The sequence below is a fragment of the Bradyrhizobium sediminis genome (assembly GCF_018736105.1).
In the GTDB taxonomy this organism is placed as follows: domain Bacteria; phylum Pseudomonadota; class Alphaproteobacteria; order Rhizobiales; family Xanthobacteraceae; genus Bradyrhizobium.
On the sequence record NZ_CP076135.1, the window covers coordinates 4,306,026 to 4,324,411 of the forward strand.

The following is an 18,386-nucleotide window of genomic DNA, read 5'->3' on the forward strand; positions in this document are numbered from 1 at the left end:
CGAAGCCGATCGCTCAGGCCGCGCGCACCGTATCCAGGAACTTGCCGACCTCGCGCTTGAGGCGGCCGCTTTCGGACGAAAGCGACTGCGCCGACGTCAGCACCTGGGACGACGCCGAGCCGGTTTCGCTGGCGCCGCGCTGCACGTCCGTGATGTTGGACGCCACCTGCTGGGTGCCCTGCGCCGCCTGCTGGACGTTGCGGGCGACCTCCTGCGTGGCGGCGCCCTGCTCCTCGACCGCGGAGGCAATGGTCGACGAGATTTCGGAAATCCGGCCGATGGTCACGCCGATCTCCTCGATCGCATGCACGGAATCCCGCGTCGCGTTCTGGATGTCGCCGATCTGCTTGCGGATTTCCTCGGTCGCCTTCGCCGTCTGCTCGGCCAGCGCCTTGACTTCGGAGGCCACCACCGCAAAGCCGCGGCCGGCCTCTCCGGCGCGCGCCGCCTCAATCGTTGCATTGAGCGCCAGGAGGTTGGTCTGTCCGGCAACGCTATTGATCAACTCGACCACGTCGCCGATCCGGTTGGCCGCGCTCGACAGGTCACTGACGCGATCATGGGTCTTGCGGGCCTGCTCCACCGCCTCTCCTGCGATTCTCGAGGATTCCTGCACCTGCCGGCTGATCTCGCTGACCGAGGAGGCCATCTCCTCGCTCGCGGAGGCCACCGACTGGACATTGGTCGAGGCCTCCTCCGAGGCGGCGGCGACCATGGTCGTGAGCTCCTGCGCCCGCGCTGCGGTCGCCGTCAGGGTGCCGGCCGAAGCCTCGAGCTGGGTCGAGGCCGCGGTGACGGTTTCGACGATTTCTCCGACCGTGCCTTCGAAGGCGTCGGCAAGCCGGGCCATGGCGGCAACCTTTTCCTCCCGGGCGGCTTTTTCGAGAGCCTCTCGCTCGGCCTGCATGTCCCGCATCCTCAGGGCATTCTCCTTGAATACCAGCAAGGCGCGCGCCATCGAGCCCATTTCGTCGCGGCGGTCCGAGCAGGGAACCACGACCGACGTCTCGCCGCCCGCCAGCTCGCTCATCGCCTCCGTCATCTGGCCGAGCGAACGGATGATGCGGCTGATCACCATCCAGAGCGTCGCCGCGGCAAGCAGCAACGAGAAGGTCATCAGGAAACCGTTCAGCACCAGCATCTGCAGACTGTCGCGCTGTGCGGTTTCGGCCAGACGCGCGGCTTCCTGGCTTGCCAATGCGCTCAACGCGATCACTTCGTCGATGGCCGCCGTCGACTGACTGAACCATTCGGCGGAACTGACCGGATAGTTTCCGCCGCCGAGCCCCGCGGCGTAGACCGCCTTGCGCGTCCCCTCGAAGCGCTGGAATACCTGTTCGCCCAGCCGGCCGGCGCCCGCGGTTACCGGCGGCGGCGCGGAAGTTTTTGCGGCATAGGCCTGCACATAGTCCCACGCAGCCTCGACCCGGCCCCGGAAGCTGCCGAGAGTGGCGATCTCCTGGGAATTCATCGGCCGCGCGGCCGCGATCAGCGCCGCCACCGTGGCGCGCTCGCGACCGAGATACTCGCTCATGATCCAGACGAAGTGCTTGAGACTCTGCAGGCTCGACAGCCGCGCCTGGACGTTGTCTTCATCCATCGCCGCGGCGACGCGAAGATTCTGGCTCGCCACGATCAGCCCGGTGATGGCCGGCGCCCATTGCGACACGACTTGAGACTGACGCGCGCTTGCGGGCTTGACCATTTCGGCGTCGGCCTGGCGCCGAAGCGCCGCAACTTGTTCGAAGGCACGCTTCGCGCTTGCGATGAGCTGTTCGCGATTGGCAAACGCCTGCACCGCCATGCGGCCGAGCGCGCGCTCGAATGGCTGATCCGCCGATTTCCGGAAACCCGCTATCGCCGCTACCTGCGCGTCCGTTGCGGGATTGGCCGAATTCAATGCGAGGTTGGCCGCGCCGCGCTCGCGCGCCCATTGGCCGGCGCTTTCCAGCAGCAGATCGGCGGTTTCGTTGACCGATGCCGCATCGGAAGCGGTGGTGCGCTCCAGGCTTGCATTGCGCAGCACGTAACCTGAAACCGCCAGCCCGAGCAGCGACAGCAGCGCTACCGCCGTGATGAGGAGATTGCGGATATTCCAAACAGTCGCAGCCTGGGCGGACGGATTCATGGCACGAACCTTCAATCGAAAAGACCTTCAACTGGACGGGACAAGGACGCCGGAATTGCGAAGCGCGGACGCGGAAAAATCCGCGGAGATCTTGGAGTCTCGTTCGGTCGTCGCTTCAGAGATAGTCCCAACCAGCTTAATTTCAGGTGAATTCCGATAGAAGGCGCGGCCTCCGCATTCGCGCTCGCGATGAAAAACGACAACTACGAATAGCAGTTGCGCTGCACCACTCTCCTCTGCTTGAAGAATCTTGCAGCAAGCGACGGACGGGCATCACGTCACGAAACATCTCGCGCCGCTGCAAACTTCCGGAAGAATTCACAGACGATCGAGCGCCTGATCCAGCCAGCCATTCGCAGCGCCTCGCACCCATTCAAACCCCAGCCGCCGCGACAATTCAACATCGTCGGAACGAAGCATGCGGACATCAGGGTGTTCGAAGCTGTCCGGCATCAGGCAAAATCCGAGACCGGCCGCGACCATCGCGAGCGCCCTGGCGTCGCTGTCGGTCTGCGCCACCACCCGCGGCCGCACCTTCCACGCATCGAGCACGCGCGAAGCGGCCTGCAGCTGCTCACAATGCACGCGCACGATCAGCGGCTGGCCCGAGAGGATTTCCGGCGTGACCGGCCCGCGAGGGAAAGCGCGTGACGAGACGGCCAGTGCCTGTCTGTCGGTCAGCAGTTCCGCTTGCCGGTGGCCACGCGCCGGTGGACCCAGCGCGGTCAAGATCAGATCGTAGCGGCCGTTGGCCAACCGCTGGCGAAGCTTTGCCAGCGGTGCATCTTCCGTCCGCCAGGACTTGTCGGAGTCGATCGCCATCAGCCGCGACAGGCATCCGGTCACGAATGCCGGAGCCAGCGTCGGCAGTATTCCGAGCCGCCGCGGCTTGCCCGCGGGCTTGTCGCGGGAGGCCGCCTTGAGCTGTTCGGTCTGCCGCAAGATCGAATGCGCGGTAACAAGCGCCCCCTCGCCCTTTGCAGTGAGCCTTACGCCGCGCGCATGACGCTCCAGCAATGCAAATCCCAGTTCGGCCTCGAGCGCAGATATCGCGGCCGACAGCGTCGGCTGCGTGACGAAGGCGCGCCTGGCGCCGGCGCTGAAGCTGCCCGCTTCCGCCACCGCCACGAAATACCGGATCTGCTTCAGGTCCATCTATAGATCATATCTATAGCTCGGTATCGGAGCAATCGTCATTGCCGAGACCACGCGAGGGCCCGAGCATGGCCGCCGGCTGAACAGCACGGAGGGTCTCATGGATCACCACCATCGCATCCGCGAACTTGCGGAAATCGTCACCAGCGCGCCCGGGTTCACCAGGGCCATCGGCACCAGGGTCGAGAGCGCGGAACCCGGGCATGTCGTGATGTCGCTCGGCAAGAACGCCGACCTGTTGCAGGCGAACGGCTTCTTCCACGGCGGGGTGATCGCCGGCCTCGCCGACCATGCCGGCGGCGGCGCGGTCACCAGCGCCATGGCGCCCGGCCGGTTCGCGGTGACGGTGAACCTTCAGGTCAGCTTCCTCGCCCCGGCCAAGGGCGAGGAGTTGATCGCGCGGGCGCGGGCCATTCAGGTCGGGAACACGATTGGCGTCGCGCAAGTCGACGTGGCGTCAAAGGCGAAAGGCTTGGAGACACCGTGCGCGGTCGCGATCGTCACGCTGCGCGCCGTGGCGATGCCGAAATAGACGCCAGACATTATTGAGCCCCGGACGCAGCGCGTCCGGGGCTCGAAGGTTCCGTTCAGTTCGCGTACTCGCGCCTCAGTTCTTGGTCTTGTCGACCAGCGCGCCCTTCTTGATCCACGGCATCATGTCGCGGAGCTTGGCGCCGACTTCCTCGATCGGGTGCTGCGCGAGCTTGGCGCGGGTCGCCTTGAACGAGGTCTGGTTGACCTTGTTCTCCAGCATCCAGTCGCGGGCGAACTTGCCGCCCTGGATGTCGGCGAGCACCTTGCGCATCTCCTTCTTGGTCTCTTCGGTGACGATGCGCGGGCCGGTGACGTATTCGCCGTATTCGGCGGTGTTGGAGATCGAGTAGTTCATGTTGGCGATGCCGCCTTCATAGATCAGATCGACGATCAGCTTCACCTCGTGCAGGCACTCGAAATAGGCCATCTCCGGCGCGTAGCCGGCTTCGACCAGCGTCTCGTAGCCGCCCTTGATCAGTTCGACCAGGCCGCCGCACAGCACCACCTGCTCGCCGAACAGGTCGGTCTCGCATTCTTCCTTGAACGTGGTCTCGATGATGCCGGCGCGGCCGCCGCCGATCGCGGAAGCGTAGCTGAGGCCGAGGTCGTGGGCGTTGCCCGAAACATCCTTCGAGATCGCGATCAGGCAGGGCACGCCGCCGCCGCGCTGGTATTCCGAGCGCACGGTGTGGCCGGGGCCCTTCGGCGCGATCATCAGCACGTCGAGGTCGGCGCGCGGGTCGAGCAGGTTGAAGTGCACGTTGAGACCGTGCGCAAACACCAGGGCGGCGCCCTTCTTCATGTTGTCGTGCAGATGCTCACGATAGATGTCGCCCTGCAATTCGTCGGGGGTCAGCATCATGACGAGGTCGGCCCATTTGGCGGCCTCGGCGACTTCCATCACCTTGAAGCCGGCGGTCTCGGCCTTCTTGGCGGAGGCCGAGCCCTTGCGCAGCGCGATGGCGACGTCCTTGACGCCGGAATCCTTCAGGTTCAGCGCATGGGCGTGGCCCTGGCTGCCGTAGCCGACGATGACGACCTTCTTGCCCTTGATCAGGTTCAGGTCGGCGTCGCGATCGTAATAAACACGCATGGTGGTTTCCTCATCGGTGGCCAAGATCGGCCGGTTAATCAGGCTTTTGGGTGGATGGGACCGCCGGTCGCCCGCGAATTTCCGGCGTTGTCTAGAGCATTTTTCCCGTCAGGGGAAACCCGTTTCTGCATGGCGCGGTGCGGCATCATGCGTCCATGAAGACCGGCCAGAGCGAGGCCAGCAGCAGGGCGGCCATCACGATATTGAAGGCCCGCACCGCCTTCGGCGAGGTCAGGACCGGCCGCAGCGCGCTGCCGAACAGCGCCCAGGCCGAGCAGGACAACGTTCCCAGCAACAGGCTGAGCATGACCTGGATGACGATATTCCAGGGAAAGCCGGCGATGCCGGCATAGGCGGTGATGGTGCCGATCACCATGACCCAGCCCTTGGCGTTGATCCACTGGAACATGGCCGCGCCCCAGAACGTCATCGGCCCGCGCCGGTTGTCCTGATCCTGCGCGACCGGCCCGGACATCGCGATGGCTGCGGCGAGATAGACCAGATAGGCGACGCCGGCATATTTGAGGACGGTCTGCAGCACCGGATAGGTGATGAAGATGGTCCCGAGCCCGAGGCCCACCGCCCCGATCATGAAGGCAAAGCCGATCGTGATGCCCGCGACGTGCGGCAGCGTGCGGCGGAAGCCGTAGGTCAGCCCCGACGACAGCAGCATGATGTTGTTCGGCCCCGGCGTGAAGAACATCACGACGGCGAACATGACGAAGGCGATCAGCAGCGAATGGGACATGCCTGCTCTTCCCGATCAAGCCGTGGCGATCCGGCTCGCCACCAAGGCAAGGCGCCGGATCTCCGCCACCGTGACGGCCAGGAAGAGGTCGAAAGGCTTCACGTCGCTAGCCCTGCTCGCCGGATTTCGGTTTGCGCAGCAGATAGGTGCCGTGCAGCGGCGCGTGGTAGTCGGCCGAGACCAGCGTGAAGCCGACGTCGGTCAGCATGCGCTCGATCACCCAGCCAAAGGTCGAATATTCGTCGCGCATATGGGTGATGACGCTGTCGCGGTCGAAATCATGATTTTTGATGCTGAAGTCCGCCCAGCCCTCGACGTCGCGCTCGATCCCGTCGGGCATGCCGGCGAACACGATGTCGCGCAGATAGAAATTCGAACCCGGCTTCAGCGCGCCAAAGATGCGCGCCAGCGCCACCGCCTTCCAGAAATCCGGCAGATGATGCAGCGCGAATTCGCTGACGATCAGATCGTAGGAATTCGGCTGGTAGGCGAAGCTCAGAAGCCCCGCGAACTGGGTGCGGATCGCCACCTTGCGGTCGCGCGCCAGGATGTCGGCAAGCGCCAGCATCGCCGGCGAAATGTCGATGGCGTCTACCTCGGCGCCCATCGCCGCCGCCTCGCAGGCGAGCACGCCGTTGCCGCAGCCGATGTCCGCCAGCCGCCAGCCACGTTGCAGCCCCAGCATGGTCAGCGCCGCGCGGGCACGGCTGTCGCTGTCGTCATGCCGGTCGTAGATCGAAGCGACGGCGGAATCGATCCCGACCCGCCGCCGCTCGGTGTAATACCAGTCGCGCGCCAGCATGCTTTACATCCCTTCCGGCCCGCGCCCGATCGCGGCGACCCCGGTGCGCGACACCTCGACGAGGCCGAGCGGCCGCATCAGGTCGATGAACTGGTTGATCTTGGCGGAGTTGCCGGTGATCTCGAACACGAAGCTTTCGATGGTGGCGTCGATGACGCGGGCGCGAAACGCCTCGGCGAGACGCAACGCCTCGACCCGGTGATCGCCGGTGCCGCGCAGTTTGACCATCGCCAGTTCGCGCTCGATCGAGCGGCCGGTCAGCGTCATGTCGACGACGCGGTAGACCGGGACCATGCGGTCGAGCTGGTGCTTGATCTGCTCGATTACCATCGGGGTGCCCGTGGTGACAATGGTAATGCGCGAGAGATGTTTCTGGCTCTCGGTCTCGGAGACGGTGAGGCTCTCGATGTTGTAGCCGCGCCCCGAAAACAGCCCGATCACGCGGGCGAGCACGCCAGGCTCGTTCTGCACCAGCACCGACAGCGTATGGGTCTCGATCGGGTCATGGCGGTCTTCCATGAAATAGGCGGATGCGGGCTGGTTCATTTCAATTCCCTGTCGTTCTCTTGTTCGTCATACGCCCACCGCTCGTCGTCCCCGCGAAGGCGGGGACCCAGTATTCCAGAGCAGCAGCAATTGAATCGAGACGCCGCGGCGTACTGGGTCGCCCGGTCAAGCCGGGCGATGACAGCAACATTGGTGATGCAGCGGTTGCCATCTTCACACCAGCACCTTGCCGCCGGCGACGGCGGTTTCCGGAACGACCCACCGGTTGAACAGTTCGAAATCAATATTGCCGCCGCTCAGGATGAGGCCGACCCGCTTGCCGCGGATCTTCGGCTTTTCCTGCAGGGCGGCGGCGAGCGCCGCGGCACCGGCGCCTTCGGCAAGATTGTGCGTATCGGTCCAGTAGGCGCGAATCGCGGCGGCCACCTCGTCGTCGCTGACCTGCACGATGCGCGAGGCGCCCTTGCGGATGATCGCCAGCGCGTCGGGATCGGGGACGCGCGTCGCCATGCCGTCGGCCAGCGTATTGCTGGTCTCGGTCGTCACGACCGTGCCGGCCGCAAAAGACAGCGCGTATGACGGCGCTTCGGTCGATTGCACGCCGACGATCTCGGTGGTCAGCCCGAGCAGGTCGCGCGCCATGATGCAGCCGCAGATGCCCGATCCCTGCCCGATCGGCACGTAGAGGACGTCGAGATCCGGCGCTTTTCTCAAGAGCTCCAGCGCGTAGGTCGCGACGCCCAGCACCAGGTTCGGGTGGAACGCCGGGACGATGTGAAGTCCCGTGGCCTCGGCGCGCCGATAGGCTTCCTCGCGCGCCGCCTGGAAATCCTCGCCATATTCGACGAGCTCGGCGCCGAAGGCCCGCATCGCGCGATTCTTCTCGACCGAATTGCCTGATGGCACGTAGATCATCGCCTTCATGCGGTAGCGGCTCGCCGCGTATGCGAGGCTCTGGCCGTGATTGCCCCGTGTCGCCGAGATGACTCCGACGGCGTCGGGCCGTTCGCGCTTCAGACGATCGAGGTAAACCAGCCCGCCGCGCACCTTGAAGGCGCCGATCGGCGTATGGTTCTCATGCTTGACGATGACATCAGCGCCGAGCCGCTCCGACAATAGCGGCCACGCATAGGCCGGCGTCGGGGGCATCGCCGCGCCGACCACGTCCTGCGCGCGTTCCAGTTGCCCGAGATCAAACATCGGCGCGGCCCACCCTCATACCAGCGCCTTGCCGCCGGCAAAGGCGGCAGCGGTGGCTTCGTCGTTGGCTTCCGCCGGCAGCAGCATTTCGTTGTGCGCCTTGCCGGACGGAATCATCGGGAAGCAGTTCTCCAGCGCCGCCACCCGGCAATCGAACAGCACCGGGCGCTTGATATCGATCATCTCCTTGATCGCGCCGTCGAGATCGCCGGGCTTGATCGCCTGCAGACCGACGCAGCCGAAGGCGTCGGCGAGCTTGACGAAATCCGGCAGCGCTTCCGAATAGGTGTGCGACAGCCGGTTGCCGTGCAGCAGCTGCTGCCACTGCCGGACCATGCCCATATACTGGTTGTTCAGGATGAAGATCTTGATCGGCAGTTCATACTGGATCGCCGTCGACATCTCCTGCATCGTCATCTGCACCGAGGCGTCGCCGGCGATGTCGATCACGAGGCTGTCGGGATGGGCGACCTGAACACCGACCGCCGCCGGCAGCCCGTAGCCCATGGTGCCGAGACCGCCCGAGGTCATCCAGCGATGCGGCTCCTCGAAGCCGAAGAACTGCGCCGCCCACATCTGGTGCTGGCCGACTTCAGTGGTGATGTAGGTATCGCGCCCGCGCGTCATCGCGAACAGCCGTTCGATGGCGTATTGCGGCAGGATGACGTCGTTGTTCTTCTTGTAGGACAGTGAATTGCGCGCGCGCCACTTCGCGATCTCCTGCCACCACGGCCGGATGTCGGGTTTCTTCGCTTCGGCCTTGAACACCTGCAACAGATCGCCCAGCACGTTGGCGGCGTCGCCGATGATCGGGACGTCGACGCGGATGTTCTTGTTGATTGAGGACGGATCGATGTCGATGTGGATCTTCTTGGAGCCCGGCGAGAACGCATCGGTGCGGCCGGTGATGCGGTCGTCGAAGCGCGCGCCGACGCACAGCATGACGTCGCAATCATGCATCGTCATGTTGGCTTCGTAGGTGCCGTGCATGCCGAGCATGCCGAGCCAGTTCTTGCCCGAGGCCGGATAGGCGCCGAGCCCCATCAGGGTAGAGGTGATCGGAAAGCCGGTGGCTTCGACCAGGTCGCGCAGCAGCTTCGAGGCTTCGGGGCCGGAATTGACGACGCCGCCGCCGGAGTAGATCACCGGACGCCTGGCGGAGGCCATCAGCGCCACCGCCTTGCGGATCTGCGCGGCGTCGCCCTTGATCCGCGGCGTATAGGAGACGTGAACGTCGGACTTGCGCGGCGGGTGATAGGTGCCGACCGCGAACTGCACGTCCTTTGGCACGTCGACCACCACCGGACCGGGCCGGCCGCTGGAGGCGACGTAGAACGCCTCGTGCAGCACCTTGGCGAGATCGTTGACGTCGCGCACCAGCCAGTTGTGCTTGGTGCAGGGCCGGGTGATGCCGACGGTGTCGCATTCCTGAAACGCGTCGTTGCCGATCAGGTGCGTCGGCACCTGCCCGGTGATGCAGACCAGCGGGATCGAATCCATCAGCGCATCGGCCAGCGGCGTCACCATGTTGGTGGCGCCCGGACCTGAGGTCACCAGCACTACGCCCGGTTTGCCGGTGGAGCGCGCATAGCCTTCGGCGGCGTGGCCGGCGCCCTGCTCGTGCCGCACCAGGATGTGCTCGACATCGCTCTGCTGGAACAGCTCGTCATAGATCGGAAGCACCGCGCCGCCGGGGTAGCCGAAGATATGCTTGACGCCATGATCGATCAGCGCGCGCACGATCATGGCGGCTCCCGTCATCTGGTTCGGATCGTGGCTGGTATCGCTCATGGCTTGCTCCGGATGCGCTGTTGCCAGCGGCTTGCTTCAGTTTGGGTCTGTGTTCTTCAGCTGGGTCTTGGGAAAAGAACTTGGGAAAATAAAAAGGGGCCCAAGAGGCCCCATGCACACCGCCCGAATGTGGATGGCCTTAGCCATCCCCGGCGGTGCGCCTGGGTACGACGACGATAAGGAGTTTGGTAATAATATTACGCATTCGGCGGCTCGGACTTCCCAAAGGTTGCGCGGAACATACTGCCCAAGCCTGAAAAGTCAAGCCACGGGCGGCAATCGACGCAGATTTGCAGCTTAGCGGGGTTTTTTGCCCCGGGCGAGAGCGAAAATGCGGCACGCAGCCATGCGGGCCCCTTCCCACCCCGTCATTCCGGGATGGTCCGAAGGACCAGCCCTCAGGTGCGCAATTGCGCACCGGGGAATCTCGAGATTCTCCGATGTGCAATTGCACATCGTAGTTCGCGCTATGCGCGCCCCGGAACGACTGCCGAGAGCCACTCCCCCGCCTGCTCCGGCCGCACCCACTCGAATTCCGGCAATTGGTGCCTGAACCAGGTGAATTGCCGCTTGGCATAGTGCCGGGTATCGGCGCGGCCGGTCACGGCCGCCTCTTCCAGGCTGATCTCGCCGGCCAGGTGCCGGATCAGGGCCGGCACGCCATGCGCCTTCATCGCCGGCAGCAGCGGATCGAGCTGCCGCGCCGCCAATGCCGCGACCTCCTCCAGCGCGCCCGATTTCAGCATCGCATCGAAGCGTGTATCGATCCGCGCATAGAGCTGATCGCGATCGGGCGCGAGAAACAGCGCGCGGAATTGACCCGGCGGCAACAGCGGCGGCAGACCGTCGCGATGCCAGTCGGTCAGCGAACGCGAGGTCGCCTCGACCACCTCGAGCGCGCGGGCGATGCGGGTGCGGTCGCGCGGCTTCAGGCGCTCGGCCGACGCCGGATCGCGTCGCGTCAGTTCGGCATGCAGCGCCTCGACGCCATCGCGCTGCAGCCGCGCACGCACGCTGTCGCGGATTTCGGCGGGGATCGGCGGCACCGCCGACAGCCCTGACGTCAGCGCCTTGAAATACAGGCCGGTGCCGCCGGCGAAGATCGGAAGGCGATTTTCCGCGCGCGCCTCCGCCAGCACCCTGGCGGCATCGGCTACCCAGGCGCCGGCGGAAAAATTCACCGCGGCGTCGACATGGCCATAGAGCCGGTGCGGAACCTGCGCTTCCTCTTCCGGCGTCGGACGCGCGGTGAGGATACGCAGATCGCGATACACCTGCATGGAATCGGCATTGATGACGACGCCGCCGGTTTTTTGCGCAAGCTCGAGCGCGAGCGCCGACTTGCCGCTGGCGGTCGGCCCTGCGATAAGCACGGCCTTGCTGTCGTCAGGTGAATTCACGTCAAATGTCTCTCGTCGCCACACTCATCTGCAATCCCGCCAACCCCGCGCTCGACTCCACCGTGGTCGACGGCGCGCGCGCCGTTCTGCCTTCGGCCGGCGCCCCGCAATGGCTGTCCGACGAAGTCGCCGTCGATATCCCCTTCGAAGGCCGCCACGATACCCGGGTCATCGAGAACCGCCTGCGCGAGGCCCGCGGCGATTTGCCGATCGACATTGTCGTGCAGCCTCGGACGGCCAGGCGCAAGAAGCTTTTTCTGGCCGACATGGATTCCACCATGATCGGCCAGGAATGCATCGACGAGCTGGCGGATTTCGTCGGCCTGAAGCCGCACGTCGCCGCGATCACCGAACGCGCGATGCGCGGCGAAATCGAGTTCGAGCCGGCATTGCGCGAGCGGGTCGCGCTGCTGAAGGGCATGCCCGTCAGCGTGGTCGAGGAGGTGCTGAAGAAACGCATCACGCCGACGCCGGGCGGCCGCGAGCTGGTCATGACCATGCGTGCCCACGGCGCCTGGACCTGCCTGATCTCGGGCGGCTTCACGCTGTTCACCAAAGCGGTGGCGGCGGCGATCGGGTTTCAGGAGAACCGCGCCAATCAGCTGCTGACCCGGGACGGCCAGTTGGTCGGCGAAGTCAGGGAGCCGATCCTCGGCCGCGCCGCCAAGCTCGCCACCCTGATCGAGCTGCGCGAGTCCTTCGATCTCGACGAGATCGACACCCTGGTCACCGGCGACGGCGCCAACGACCTCGGCATGATCCAGGCCGCCGGCCTCGGCGTCGCCTATCATGCCAAGCCCGCGGTCGCCGCGGCCGCGGCGGCAAGGATCGACCACGGCGATCTCACGGCGTTGTTGTATGCGCAGGGCTATCGGCGGGACGAGTTCGTGGGGGGATAGGTTCGATGCCAACCGTCCTGCGTTGGGGACCTTATCGGGGGCGCAATCCGCTCCCTCCCGCCAGCCGGGATTTCGTGCTATAATTCAATCATGAACCGTAACGAAGCTCTTGAAACCTTGCGTCGATCCGAACCTGATCTCCGTGCGCGCGGCGTGCGGCGGGCGGCCGTGTTCGGCTCGGTGGCGCGCGGCGACAGCCGTCCTGGCAGCGATGTCGACATCATGGTCGAGATCGATCCGGACGCGCATCTCACCGTGTTCGACTATGTAGGTCTCAAGGATTATATCGCGAGCCTGTTTGATGGTCCCGTCGACGTGGTGAACCGCGACGGCCTCAAACCCTACGTCCGCCCCGCTGCGACGGCTGACGCAATCTATGCCTTCTAAGTCGCTCGACACTGCCCTTCGCGATATCCTGCACCATATCCAACTCGCGGTCGATTTCTCGGCAGGATTCGACGGCGCCACCTTCAAGCTTGACCTCAAGACGGTGCGCGCGCCCCTACTGCACGCTCAGCGCCACGAACCGCAGTTCGCCTTCGGCGTTCGACACCAATAGCAGCACCGACTTCTTGCCGTCCTTCTTCAGCTGATCGACGCGCTTCTTGATGTCGGCGGCGTTGGCGACCGACTCCTGCGCGACCTCGACGATCACGTCGCCGGCGCTGAGCCGCTTTTCGGCGGCGTCGGAGGCGTTGTCGACGCCGGTGATGATGACGCCCTTGACGCTGTCCTTGATCTTGTAGCGGGTGCGCAGATCCTTGCTGAGGGTGGCAAGATCGAGGCCGAGCGCCTTCTGCGTCACCGGTTTCTCCGCCGGCTCTTCCTTGGTCTTGGCCGAGGCCTGCACCGCCTTGTCGTCCTGGAGCCGGCCGAGCGTGACCTTGCGGGTCTCTTCCTTGCCCTTGCGAATGATGACGACATCGACTTCCTTGCCGACCGCGGTGCCGGCCACCACGCGCGACAGGTCCTTCGGTTCCTTGATGTCCTTGCCGTCGAATTTGACGACGACGTCGCCGGGCTCGATGCCGGCGGGCTTTGCCGGGCCCTTTTCCTCGACGCCGGCGATCAGCGCGCCGCGCGCGGGCTTGATGTTGAGGCTTTCGGCGATCTCGTCGGTGACCTGCTGGATGCGGACGCCGAGCCAGCCGCGGCGCAGCTCGCCGAACTGCCGCAGCGAATCGACCACGCCGATCACGGTCTTCGACGGCACCGCAAAGCCGATGCCGATCGAGCCGCCCGACGGCGAGATGATCAGCGTGTTGACGCCGACCACTTCGCCGTCGAGGTTGAACAGCGGGCCGCCGGAATTGCCGCGGTTGATGGCGGCGTCGGTCTGGATGTAGCTGTCATAGGGGCCGGAGTTGATGTCGCGGTTGCGCGCCGAGACGATGCCGGCGGTGACCGTGCCGCCGAGGCTGAATGGATTGCCGATCGCGATCACCCATTCGCCGAGCCGGAGCTTTTCGGAATCGCCGAACTTGACCGCGACCAGCGGCTTCGCCGGCGGCTTGAACTTCAGCACCGCCAGATCGGTCTTCTTGTCGACGCCGACCAGCTCGGCCTTGATCTTGGTGCCGTCGTTCATGATGATGTTGATCTCGTCGGCGTCCGCGATGACGTGATTGTTGGTCACGGCAATACCCGCGGTGTCGACGATGAAGCCGGAGCCGAGCGAGTTGGTCTTGCGCGGCTGGGCCTCGCCGCCCTTGGAACCGCCTCCCGGGCCGCCGCGGCGGTTCTTGAAGAAGTCGTCGAAGAATTCCTCGAACGGCGAGCCGGGCGGCAGTTGCGGCATCGCGCCCCTGTCGCCGCCGGAAGACCCGCTCTTGGCTTCGACGGTCTGCGAGGTCGAGATGTTGACGACGGCGTCGATCACCTTCTCGGCGACGTCGGCGATGCCGTCGGGGCCCCGCGCCAAAGCCGGCGCGGAAAGAAAGCTTGCGGCGCCAAGGCAGATTGCGGCCACCAGGGGACGAAAGCGACGGCTCTGGCAACGAATCGCACCGGTCATATCAGCGTCTCTCTATAAAGCGGGTCGGGATTTGGCCGCCACAGTGCGCCCGAACCGGGCTCTGGCGCAAGCATTTGAGCCGGACATTCCGGCGAAAAACCGACGCCAATCGCTCACGATCGCGTTGTTGTGGCAGGATTTTCTGCCCGTCCCGACCGCGACAATCAGCGCCGGACGAACCAGATCAGGATCAGGCCGGCGACCGCCGATCCGATGCCGACGACGCGCAGAATGTTGTCCGGGGTCTCCAGCGCGCTCTTCATGGCCCGGCGCATCCAGGCCGGGCTGGCCGCGAACAAGAGGCCCTCAAGCACGAACAGAATGCCCAGACCGATGAGGAAGTCGGCGAACGCAATGGACCTCATCGGACTGGAACCTCCCGTTTGACGTTGTTCTTGGTTTTGGAGCCCCGGTTCCGATCGAAACGGAATCGAGGCCATCCTTGTGTTTGAAAACGCTTCGGCAGGGCGAAGCGGCATCCGCTTCGCCCTGATCTTGCTCCAGCAGCGTTACGGCTTCGGCGCGGCCGCCACCGGCGGCTTGCCCGACGAATTGCTGAAGAACTTGAAGAAGTCGGAGTCCGGACGCAGCAGGAAGCGGGTATCGTTGCTGCGCAGCCCGGTCTCGTAGGCGGTCATCGAGCGGTAGAACGCGAAGAAATCCGGGTCCTTGCCATAGGCCTCGGCGAACAGCCGGTTGCGTTCTCCGTCGCCGGCGCCGCGCACCTGCTCGGCGGTCGAATTGGCGTCGGCGATGATGACGGTGGCTTCGCGATCGGCCTTGGACCTGATCTCCTGCGCCTTCTGGCCGCCCTGGGCGCGGAACTCGGCGGCTTCGCGCTGCCGCTCGGTCTGCATGCGCTGGTAGACCGCCTGGCTGTTCTGCTCCGGCAGATCGGCGCGCCTGATCCGCACGTCGACCACCTGGATGCCGTAGCCGTCGGCCTCCTTGTCGAGCTGGTCGCGGATCCGCGCCATCAGGTTTTCGCGCTCGTCGCGCACGACATTGATGAAGGTGACCTCGCCGAGCACGCGGCGCAGCGCGGCGTTGAGCAGCGTCGTCAACTGGATGTTGGCGGCCTGGATCGAGCCGATGCTTTGATAGAACCGCAACGCGTTCTTGATGCGGTAGCGGGCGAAGGCGTCGACCACGAGCCGCTTCTGGTCCGACGCGATCACTTCCTGCGACGGGTTTTCCAGATCGAGGATCCGCTTGTCGATACTGATCACGGTATCGATGAACGGCGCCTTGAAGTTCAGCCCCGGCTCGGTGACGACCCGCACCGGCTCGCCGAGCCGCACCACCAGCACCTGTTCGGTCTGCGATACCGTGAACATCGAGCTGTAGCCGACGATCACGACGAAAAACAGCACGATCAGCGAGACAATACCTGTAATACCGGATCTCATCTTGCGGCTCCGCCCTGCTGTTGGGTTGGCGCGGCCTGACGCCGCGGCGACAGCTCGCTCAGCGGCAGATACGGCACGATGCTCTGCCCGGACGACGAATTGCCGCCGTCATAGACCAGCTTCTCGGCATTGCCGAGGATGCGCTCCATCGTCTCCAGATAGATGCGCTGCCGCGTGACGTCGGGCGCCTTCCTGTATTCGTCGTAGACCTTCAGAAAGCGCGCGCTCTGGCCCTTGGCCTCGGCGACCGCCTGCTCCTTGTAGCCTTCGGCGACCTGGATGATCTGCGCGGCACGGCCGCGCGCGTCGGGAACGACGCGGTTGGCATAAGTCTGCGCTTCGTTCTGCAGCCGCTCGAGGTCGGCGCGCGCCGCCTGCACGTCGCGGAACGCGTCGATCACCTGCGCCGGCGGATCGACCTTCTGCATCTGGACCTGCTGTATCAGGATGCCGGAGCCGTAGCTGTCGAGCGTCTTCTGCATCAGTTCCTGCACGCCGGCCTCGGTGGTGGTGCGGGCGCCGGTGAGGATCGGCTGGATGTTGGAACGGCCGATCACCTCGCGCATCGCGCTTTCGGCCACCGCCTTCACGGTGCCTTCGGGATTCTGGATGTTGAACAGGTAATTGCCGACGCCGTCCGGCTTGATCCGCCACAGCACGGTGAAGTCGACGTCGACGATGTTCTCGTCGCCGGTCAGCATCAGGCTCTCTTCCGGCACGTCGCGCATCGTCCTGCCGCGCCGCGCCGGATCCTCGATCAGGTTCATGCCGATGTTGATGGTGGAGACCCGCAGCGCCTTCGGCAGCAGCACGGTCTCGATCGGGTACGGCAGGTGATAGTTCAAGCCCGGCTGCACCGTGCGCACATGCTTGCCGAAACGCAGCACCACGCCGAGTTCTTCGGACTGGACGCGGAAGAATCCGGACAGTCCCCAGATCACCACGGCCGCGAGCAGGATGATCGCGACGCCCATGCCGCTGAAATACCCGCCCGGCAGCAGCTGCTGCAGGCGGTCCTGGCCGCGACGCAGAAGGTCCTCGAGATCGGGCGGCCTCGGCCCACCCGATTGCGGGCCGGAGCCCCATGGCCCTTTCGGACCGGAGCCCCACGGGCCTCCGCCTTGATTCTTCCACGGCATCGACGTCTCCTTCGCGGGCCTAAGGGCAAAGACGCCCGGCCCCGCAATATCTGCCCGGCTTTATAGGGGACCGCCCCGGCCCTTACAACGCGGCTTGTTGGCTCGAAGGAGCTATGCCCGGGCCGGTAATTGTCAATGCAAACATTGCCGAATGGAGTTAATGCGGCTTTCGCCGGCGATATGTCACATAGGAGGTGTCGGCGCTGTCGTCCGGCCCGGCCGGATGCCGCACGCGCGCGACCTCTTCCCAATCGGCCGGATCGATGGCTGGAAGGTACGTATCGCCTTCGGGCCGGGCATGGACTTCGGTGATTTCCAGACGGTCGGCGCACGGCATCCATTGCGCGTAGATTTCGGCGCCGCCGATCACGGCGATCTCAGTGGCTAAACGCCGCAGCGCGTCGCCGGTCGCGACCGCGCGGGCGGCGGCGAACGACGTCGTCACCACCGCGCCTTCGGCGCGAAAGCCGGCATCGCGGGTAACGACGATGTTGGTCCGTCCGGGCAGCGGCCGGCGCAGCGAGGCGAAGGTCTTGCGGCCCATCACCACCGGCTTGCCCATCGTCATCGCCTTCAAGCGCTGCATGTCGGACTTCAGCCGCCATGGCATCGCGCCATGCGCGCCGATCACGCCATTCTCGGCGACCGCGACGATGAGGACGACTTCCGGTCGGGCCGTCGCGGTCACACCGCGACCTCGGCCTTGATATGCGGGTGCGGGTCGTAGCCTTCGAGCACGAAGTCCTCGTAGCGGAAGGCGAAGATGTCCTTCACGTCGGGATTGATCTTCATGGTGGGCAGCGGCCGCGTCGGACGCGTCAGTTGCAGCCGGGCCTGATCGAGATGGTTCGAATAAAGATGAACGTCGCCGAAGCTGTGAACGAAGTCGCCGAGCTTCAGGCCCGTGACCTGCGCGACCATCATCGTCAGCAGCGCATAGGAAGCGATGTTGAAGGGCACGCCGAGAAACACGTCGGCGGAGCGCTGATAGAGCTGGCACGACAATTTGCCGTTGGCGACATAGAACTGAAACAGGCAATGACAGGGCGGCAGCGCCATCTTGTCGACGTCGGCCGGATTCCAGGCGCTGACGATCAGGCGCCGCGAATCCGGATTGCGCCGGATCATGTCGATGACATTGGAGATCTGGTCGATGCGGCGCCCGTCCGGCGCCGGCCACGATCGCCACTGCGATCCATAGACCGGGCCGAGATCGCCGTTGGCGTCGGCCCACTCGTCCCAGATCGAAACGCCGTTGTCCTTGAGGTATTTGATGTTGGTGTCGCCTTTGAGGAACCACAGCAGTTCGTGCACGATCGATTTCAGCGGCAGCTTCTTGGTGGTCAGCATCGGGAAACCGGCGGCCAGGTTGAAGCGCATCTGATGGCCGAAGATCGACAACGTACCGGTGCCGGTGCGGTCGTGCTTCTCCGCGCCGTCAGAGAGAATCCGTTCGAGCAGGTCGTGGTACTGATTCATGGCGTTGCGGATCCCGGGAAGGCCAAGTCTTAGCGGGCGGTCCGACCGGTCGACAGTGCCGACTCGGCCGGATGCTTAGATTATACCC

Annotated in this window: 18 protein-coding genes; 3 read left to right on the forward strand and 15 right to left on the reverse strand. The window is 65.0% G+C overall.

What is annotated here, in order from left to right; translation table 11 throughout:
• Positions 1 to 13 precede the first annotated feature (13 nt).
• A complete protein-coding gene (locus tag KMZ68_RS20575) occupies positions 14 to 2,128 on the reverse strand; it encodes a methyl-accepting chemotaxis protein (RefSeq protein ID WP_215612993.1) in 2,115 nt (704 codons plus the stop codon).
• Positions 2,129 to 2,446: 318 nt separating this feature from the next.
• Complete coding sequence (locus KMZ68_RS20580) at positions 2,447 to 3,283, reverse strand: LysR family transcriptional regulator (RefSeq protein ID WP_215612994.1); 837 nt, start codon at positions 3,281 to 3,283, stop codon at positions 2,447 to 2,449.
• A 100-nt stretch (positions 3,284 to 3,383) separates the two neighbouring features.
• Between KMZ68_RS20580 and KMZ68_RS20585 the strand changes: the two genes are divergently transcribed.
• Entirely contained in the window at positions 3,384 to 3,815 is a 432-nt protein-coding gene (locus KMZ68_RS20585; RefSeq protein ID WP_215612995.1) for a PaaI family thioesterase, read from the forward strand.
• Between the two features lie 75 nt (positions 3,816 to 3,890).
• Here KMZ68_RS20585 and ilvC read toward each other — a convergent pair whose 3' ends face one another.
• From ilvC to miaA, 7 genes are all read right to left on the reverse strand, one after another.
• Entirely contained in the window at positions 3,891 to 4,910 is a 1,020-nt protein-coding gene (gene ilvC / locus KMZ68_RS20590) for a ketol-acid reductoisomerase (protein WP_215612996.1), read from the reverse strand.
• A gap of 145 nt (positions 4,911 to 5,055) precedes the next feature.
• Positions 5,056 to 5,658 carry a LysE family translocator gene (locus tag KMZ68_RS20595; protein ID WP_215612997.1) on the reverse strand — a complete coding sequence of 201 codons (603 nt, stop codon included), beginning with the start codon at positions 5,656 to 5,658 and terminating at the stop codon, positions 5,056 to 5,058.
• A gap of 106 nt (positions 5,659 to 5,764) precedes the next feature.
• Positions 5,765 to 6,460, reverse strand: coding sequence for a class I SAM-dependent methyltransferase (locus tag KMZ68_RS20600; RefSeq protein ID WP_215612998.1), 696 nt, complete (start codon positions 6,458 to 6,460; stop codon positions 5,765 to 5,767).
• 3 nt (positions 6,461 to 6,463) lie between these two features.
• On the reverse strand, positions 6,464 to 7,006 hold the full coding sequence (gene ilvN, locus KMZ68_RS20605) for an acetolactate synthase small subunit (protein ID WP_215605452.1): 543 nt from the start codon (positions 7,004 to 7,006) through the stop codon (positions 6,464 to 6,466).
• A 174-nt stretch (positions 7,007 to 7,180) separates the two neighbouring features.
• Entirely contained in the window at positions 7,181 to 8,167 is a 987-nt protein-coding gene (locus KMZ68_RS20610; RefSeq protein ID WP_215612999.1) for a threonine dehydratase, read from the reverse strand.
• 15 nt (positions 8,168 to 8,182) lie between these two features.
• Positions 8,183 to 9,958 carry an acetolactate synthase 3 large subunit gene (locus KMZ68_RS20615; RefSeq protein WP_215613000.1) on the reverse strand — a complete coding sequence of 592 codons (1,776 nt, stop codon included), beginning with the start codon at positions 9,956 to 9,958 and terminating at the stop codon, positions 8,183 to 8,185.
• Positions 9,959 to 10,425: 467 nt separating this feature from the next.
• Positions 10,426 to 11,358, reverse strand: coding sequence for a tRNA (adenosine(37)-N6)-dimethylallyltransferase MiaA (miaA, locus tag KMZ68_RS20620; RefSeq protein WP_249779431.1), 933 nt, complete (start codon positions 11,356 to 11,358; stop codon positions 10,426 to 10,428).
• 5 nt (positions 11,359 to 11,363) lie between these two features.
• On the opposite strand from miaA, the gene serB reads away from it, so the two are divergent.
• Both serB and KMZ68_RS20630 read left to right on the forward strand, forming a co-directional pair.
• On the forward strand, positions 11,364 to 12,257 hold the full coding sequence (gene serB / locus KMZ68_RS20625; RefSeq protein ID WP_215613001.1) for a phosphoserine phosphatase SerB: 894 nt from the start codon (positions 11,364 to 11,366) through the stop codon (positions 12,255 to 12,257).
• Between the two features lie 117 nt (positions 12,258 to 12,374).
• A complete protein-coding gene (locus tag KMZ68_RS20630; protein ID WP_371741359.1) occupies positions 12,375 to 12,644 on the forward strand; it encodes a nucleotidyltransferase family protein in 270 nt (89 codons plus the stop codon).
• Between the two features lie 115 nt (positions 12,645 to 12,759).
• On the opposite strand, the gene KMZ68_RS20635 is transcribed toward KMZ68_RS20630, so the two are convergent.
• From KMZ68_RS20635 to KMZ68_RS20660, 6 genes are all read right to left on the reverse strand, one after another.
• Positions 12,760 to 14,271, reverse strand: coding sequence for a Do family serine endopeptidase (locus KMZ68_RS20635; protein WP_215613003.1), 1,512 nt, complete (start codon positions 14,269 to 14,271; stop codon positions 12,760 to 12,762).
• A gap of 164 nt (positions 14,272 to 14,435) precedes the next feature.
• Positions 14,436 to 14,636, reverse strand: coding sequence for a DUF2065 domain-containing protein (locus tag KMZ68_RS20640; protein ID WP_215613004.1), 201 nt, complete (start codon positions 14,634 to 14,636; stop codon positions 14,436 to 14,438).
• A 144-nt stretch (positions 14,637 to 14,780) separates the two neighbouring features.
• Entirely contained in the window at positions 14,781 to 15,680 is a 900-nt protein-coding gene (hflC, locus tag KMZ68_RS20645; protein ID WP_215613005.1) for a protease modulator HflC, read from the reverse strand.
• Positions 15,677 to 16,819, reverse strand: coding sequence for an FtsH protease activity modulator HflK (gene hflK, locus KMZ68_RS20650; protein ID WP_215613006.1), 1,143 nt, complete (start codon positions 16,817 to 16,819; stop codon positions 15,677 to 15,679). The genes hflC and hflK overlap by 4 nt, the downstream gene beginning before the upstream one ends.
• A gap of 157 nt (positions 16,820 to 16,976) precedes the next feature.
• A complete protein-coding gene (locus tag KMZ68_RS20655; RefSeq protein WP_249779660.1) occupies positions 16,977 to 17,429 on the reverse strand; it encodes a dihydrofolate reductase in 453 nt (150 codons plus the stop codon).
• Positions 17,430 to 17,503: 74 nt separating this feature from the next.
• Complete coding sequence (locus KMZ68_RS20660) at positions 17,504 to 18,298, reverse strand: thymidylate synthase (RefSeq protein ID WP_215613008.1); 795 nt, start codon at positions 18,296 to 18,298, stop codon at positions 17,504 to 17,506.
• Positions 18,299 to 18,386 lie beyond the last annotated feature (88 nt).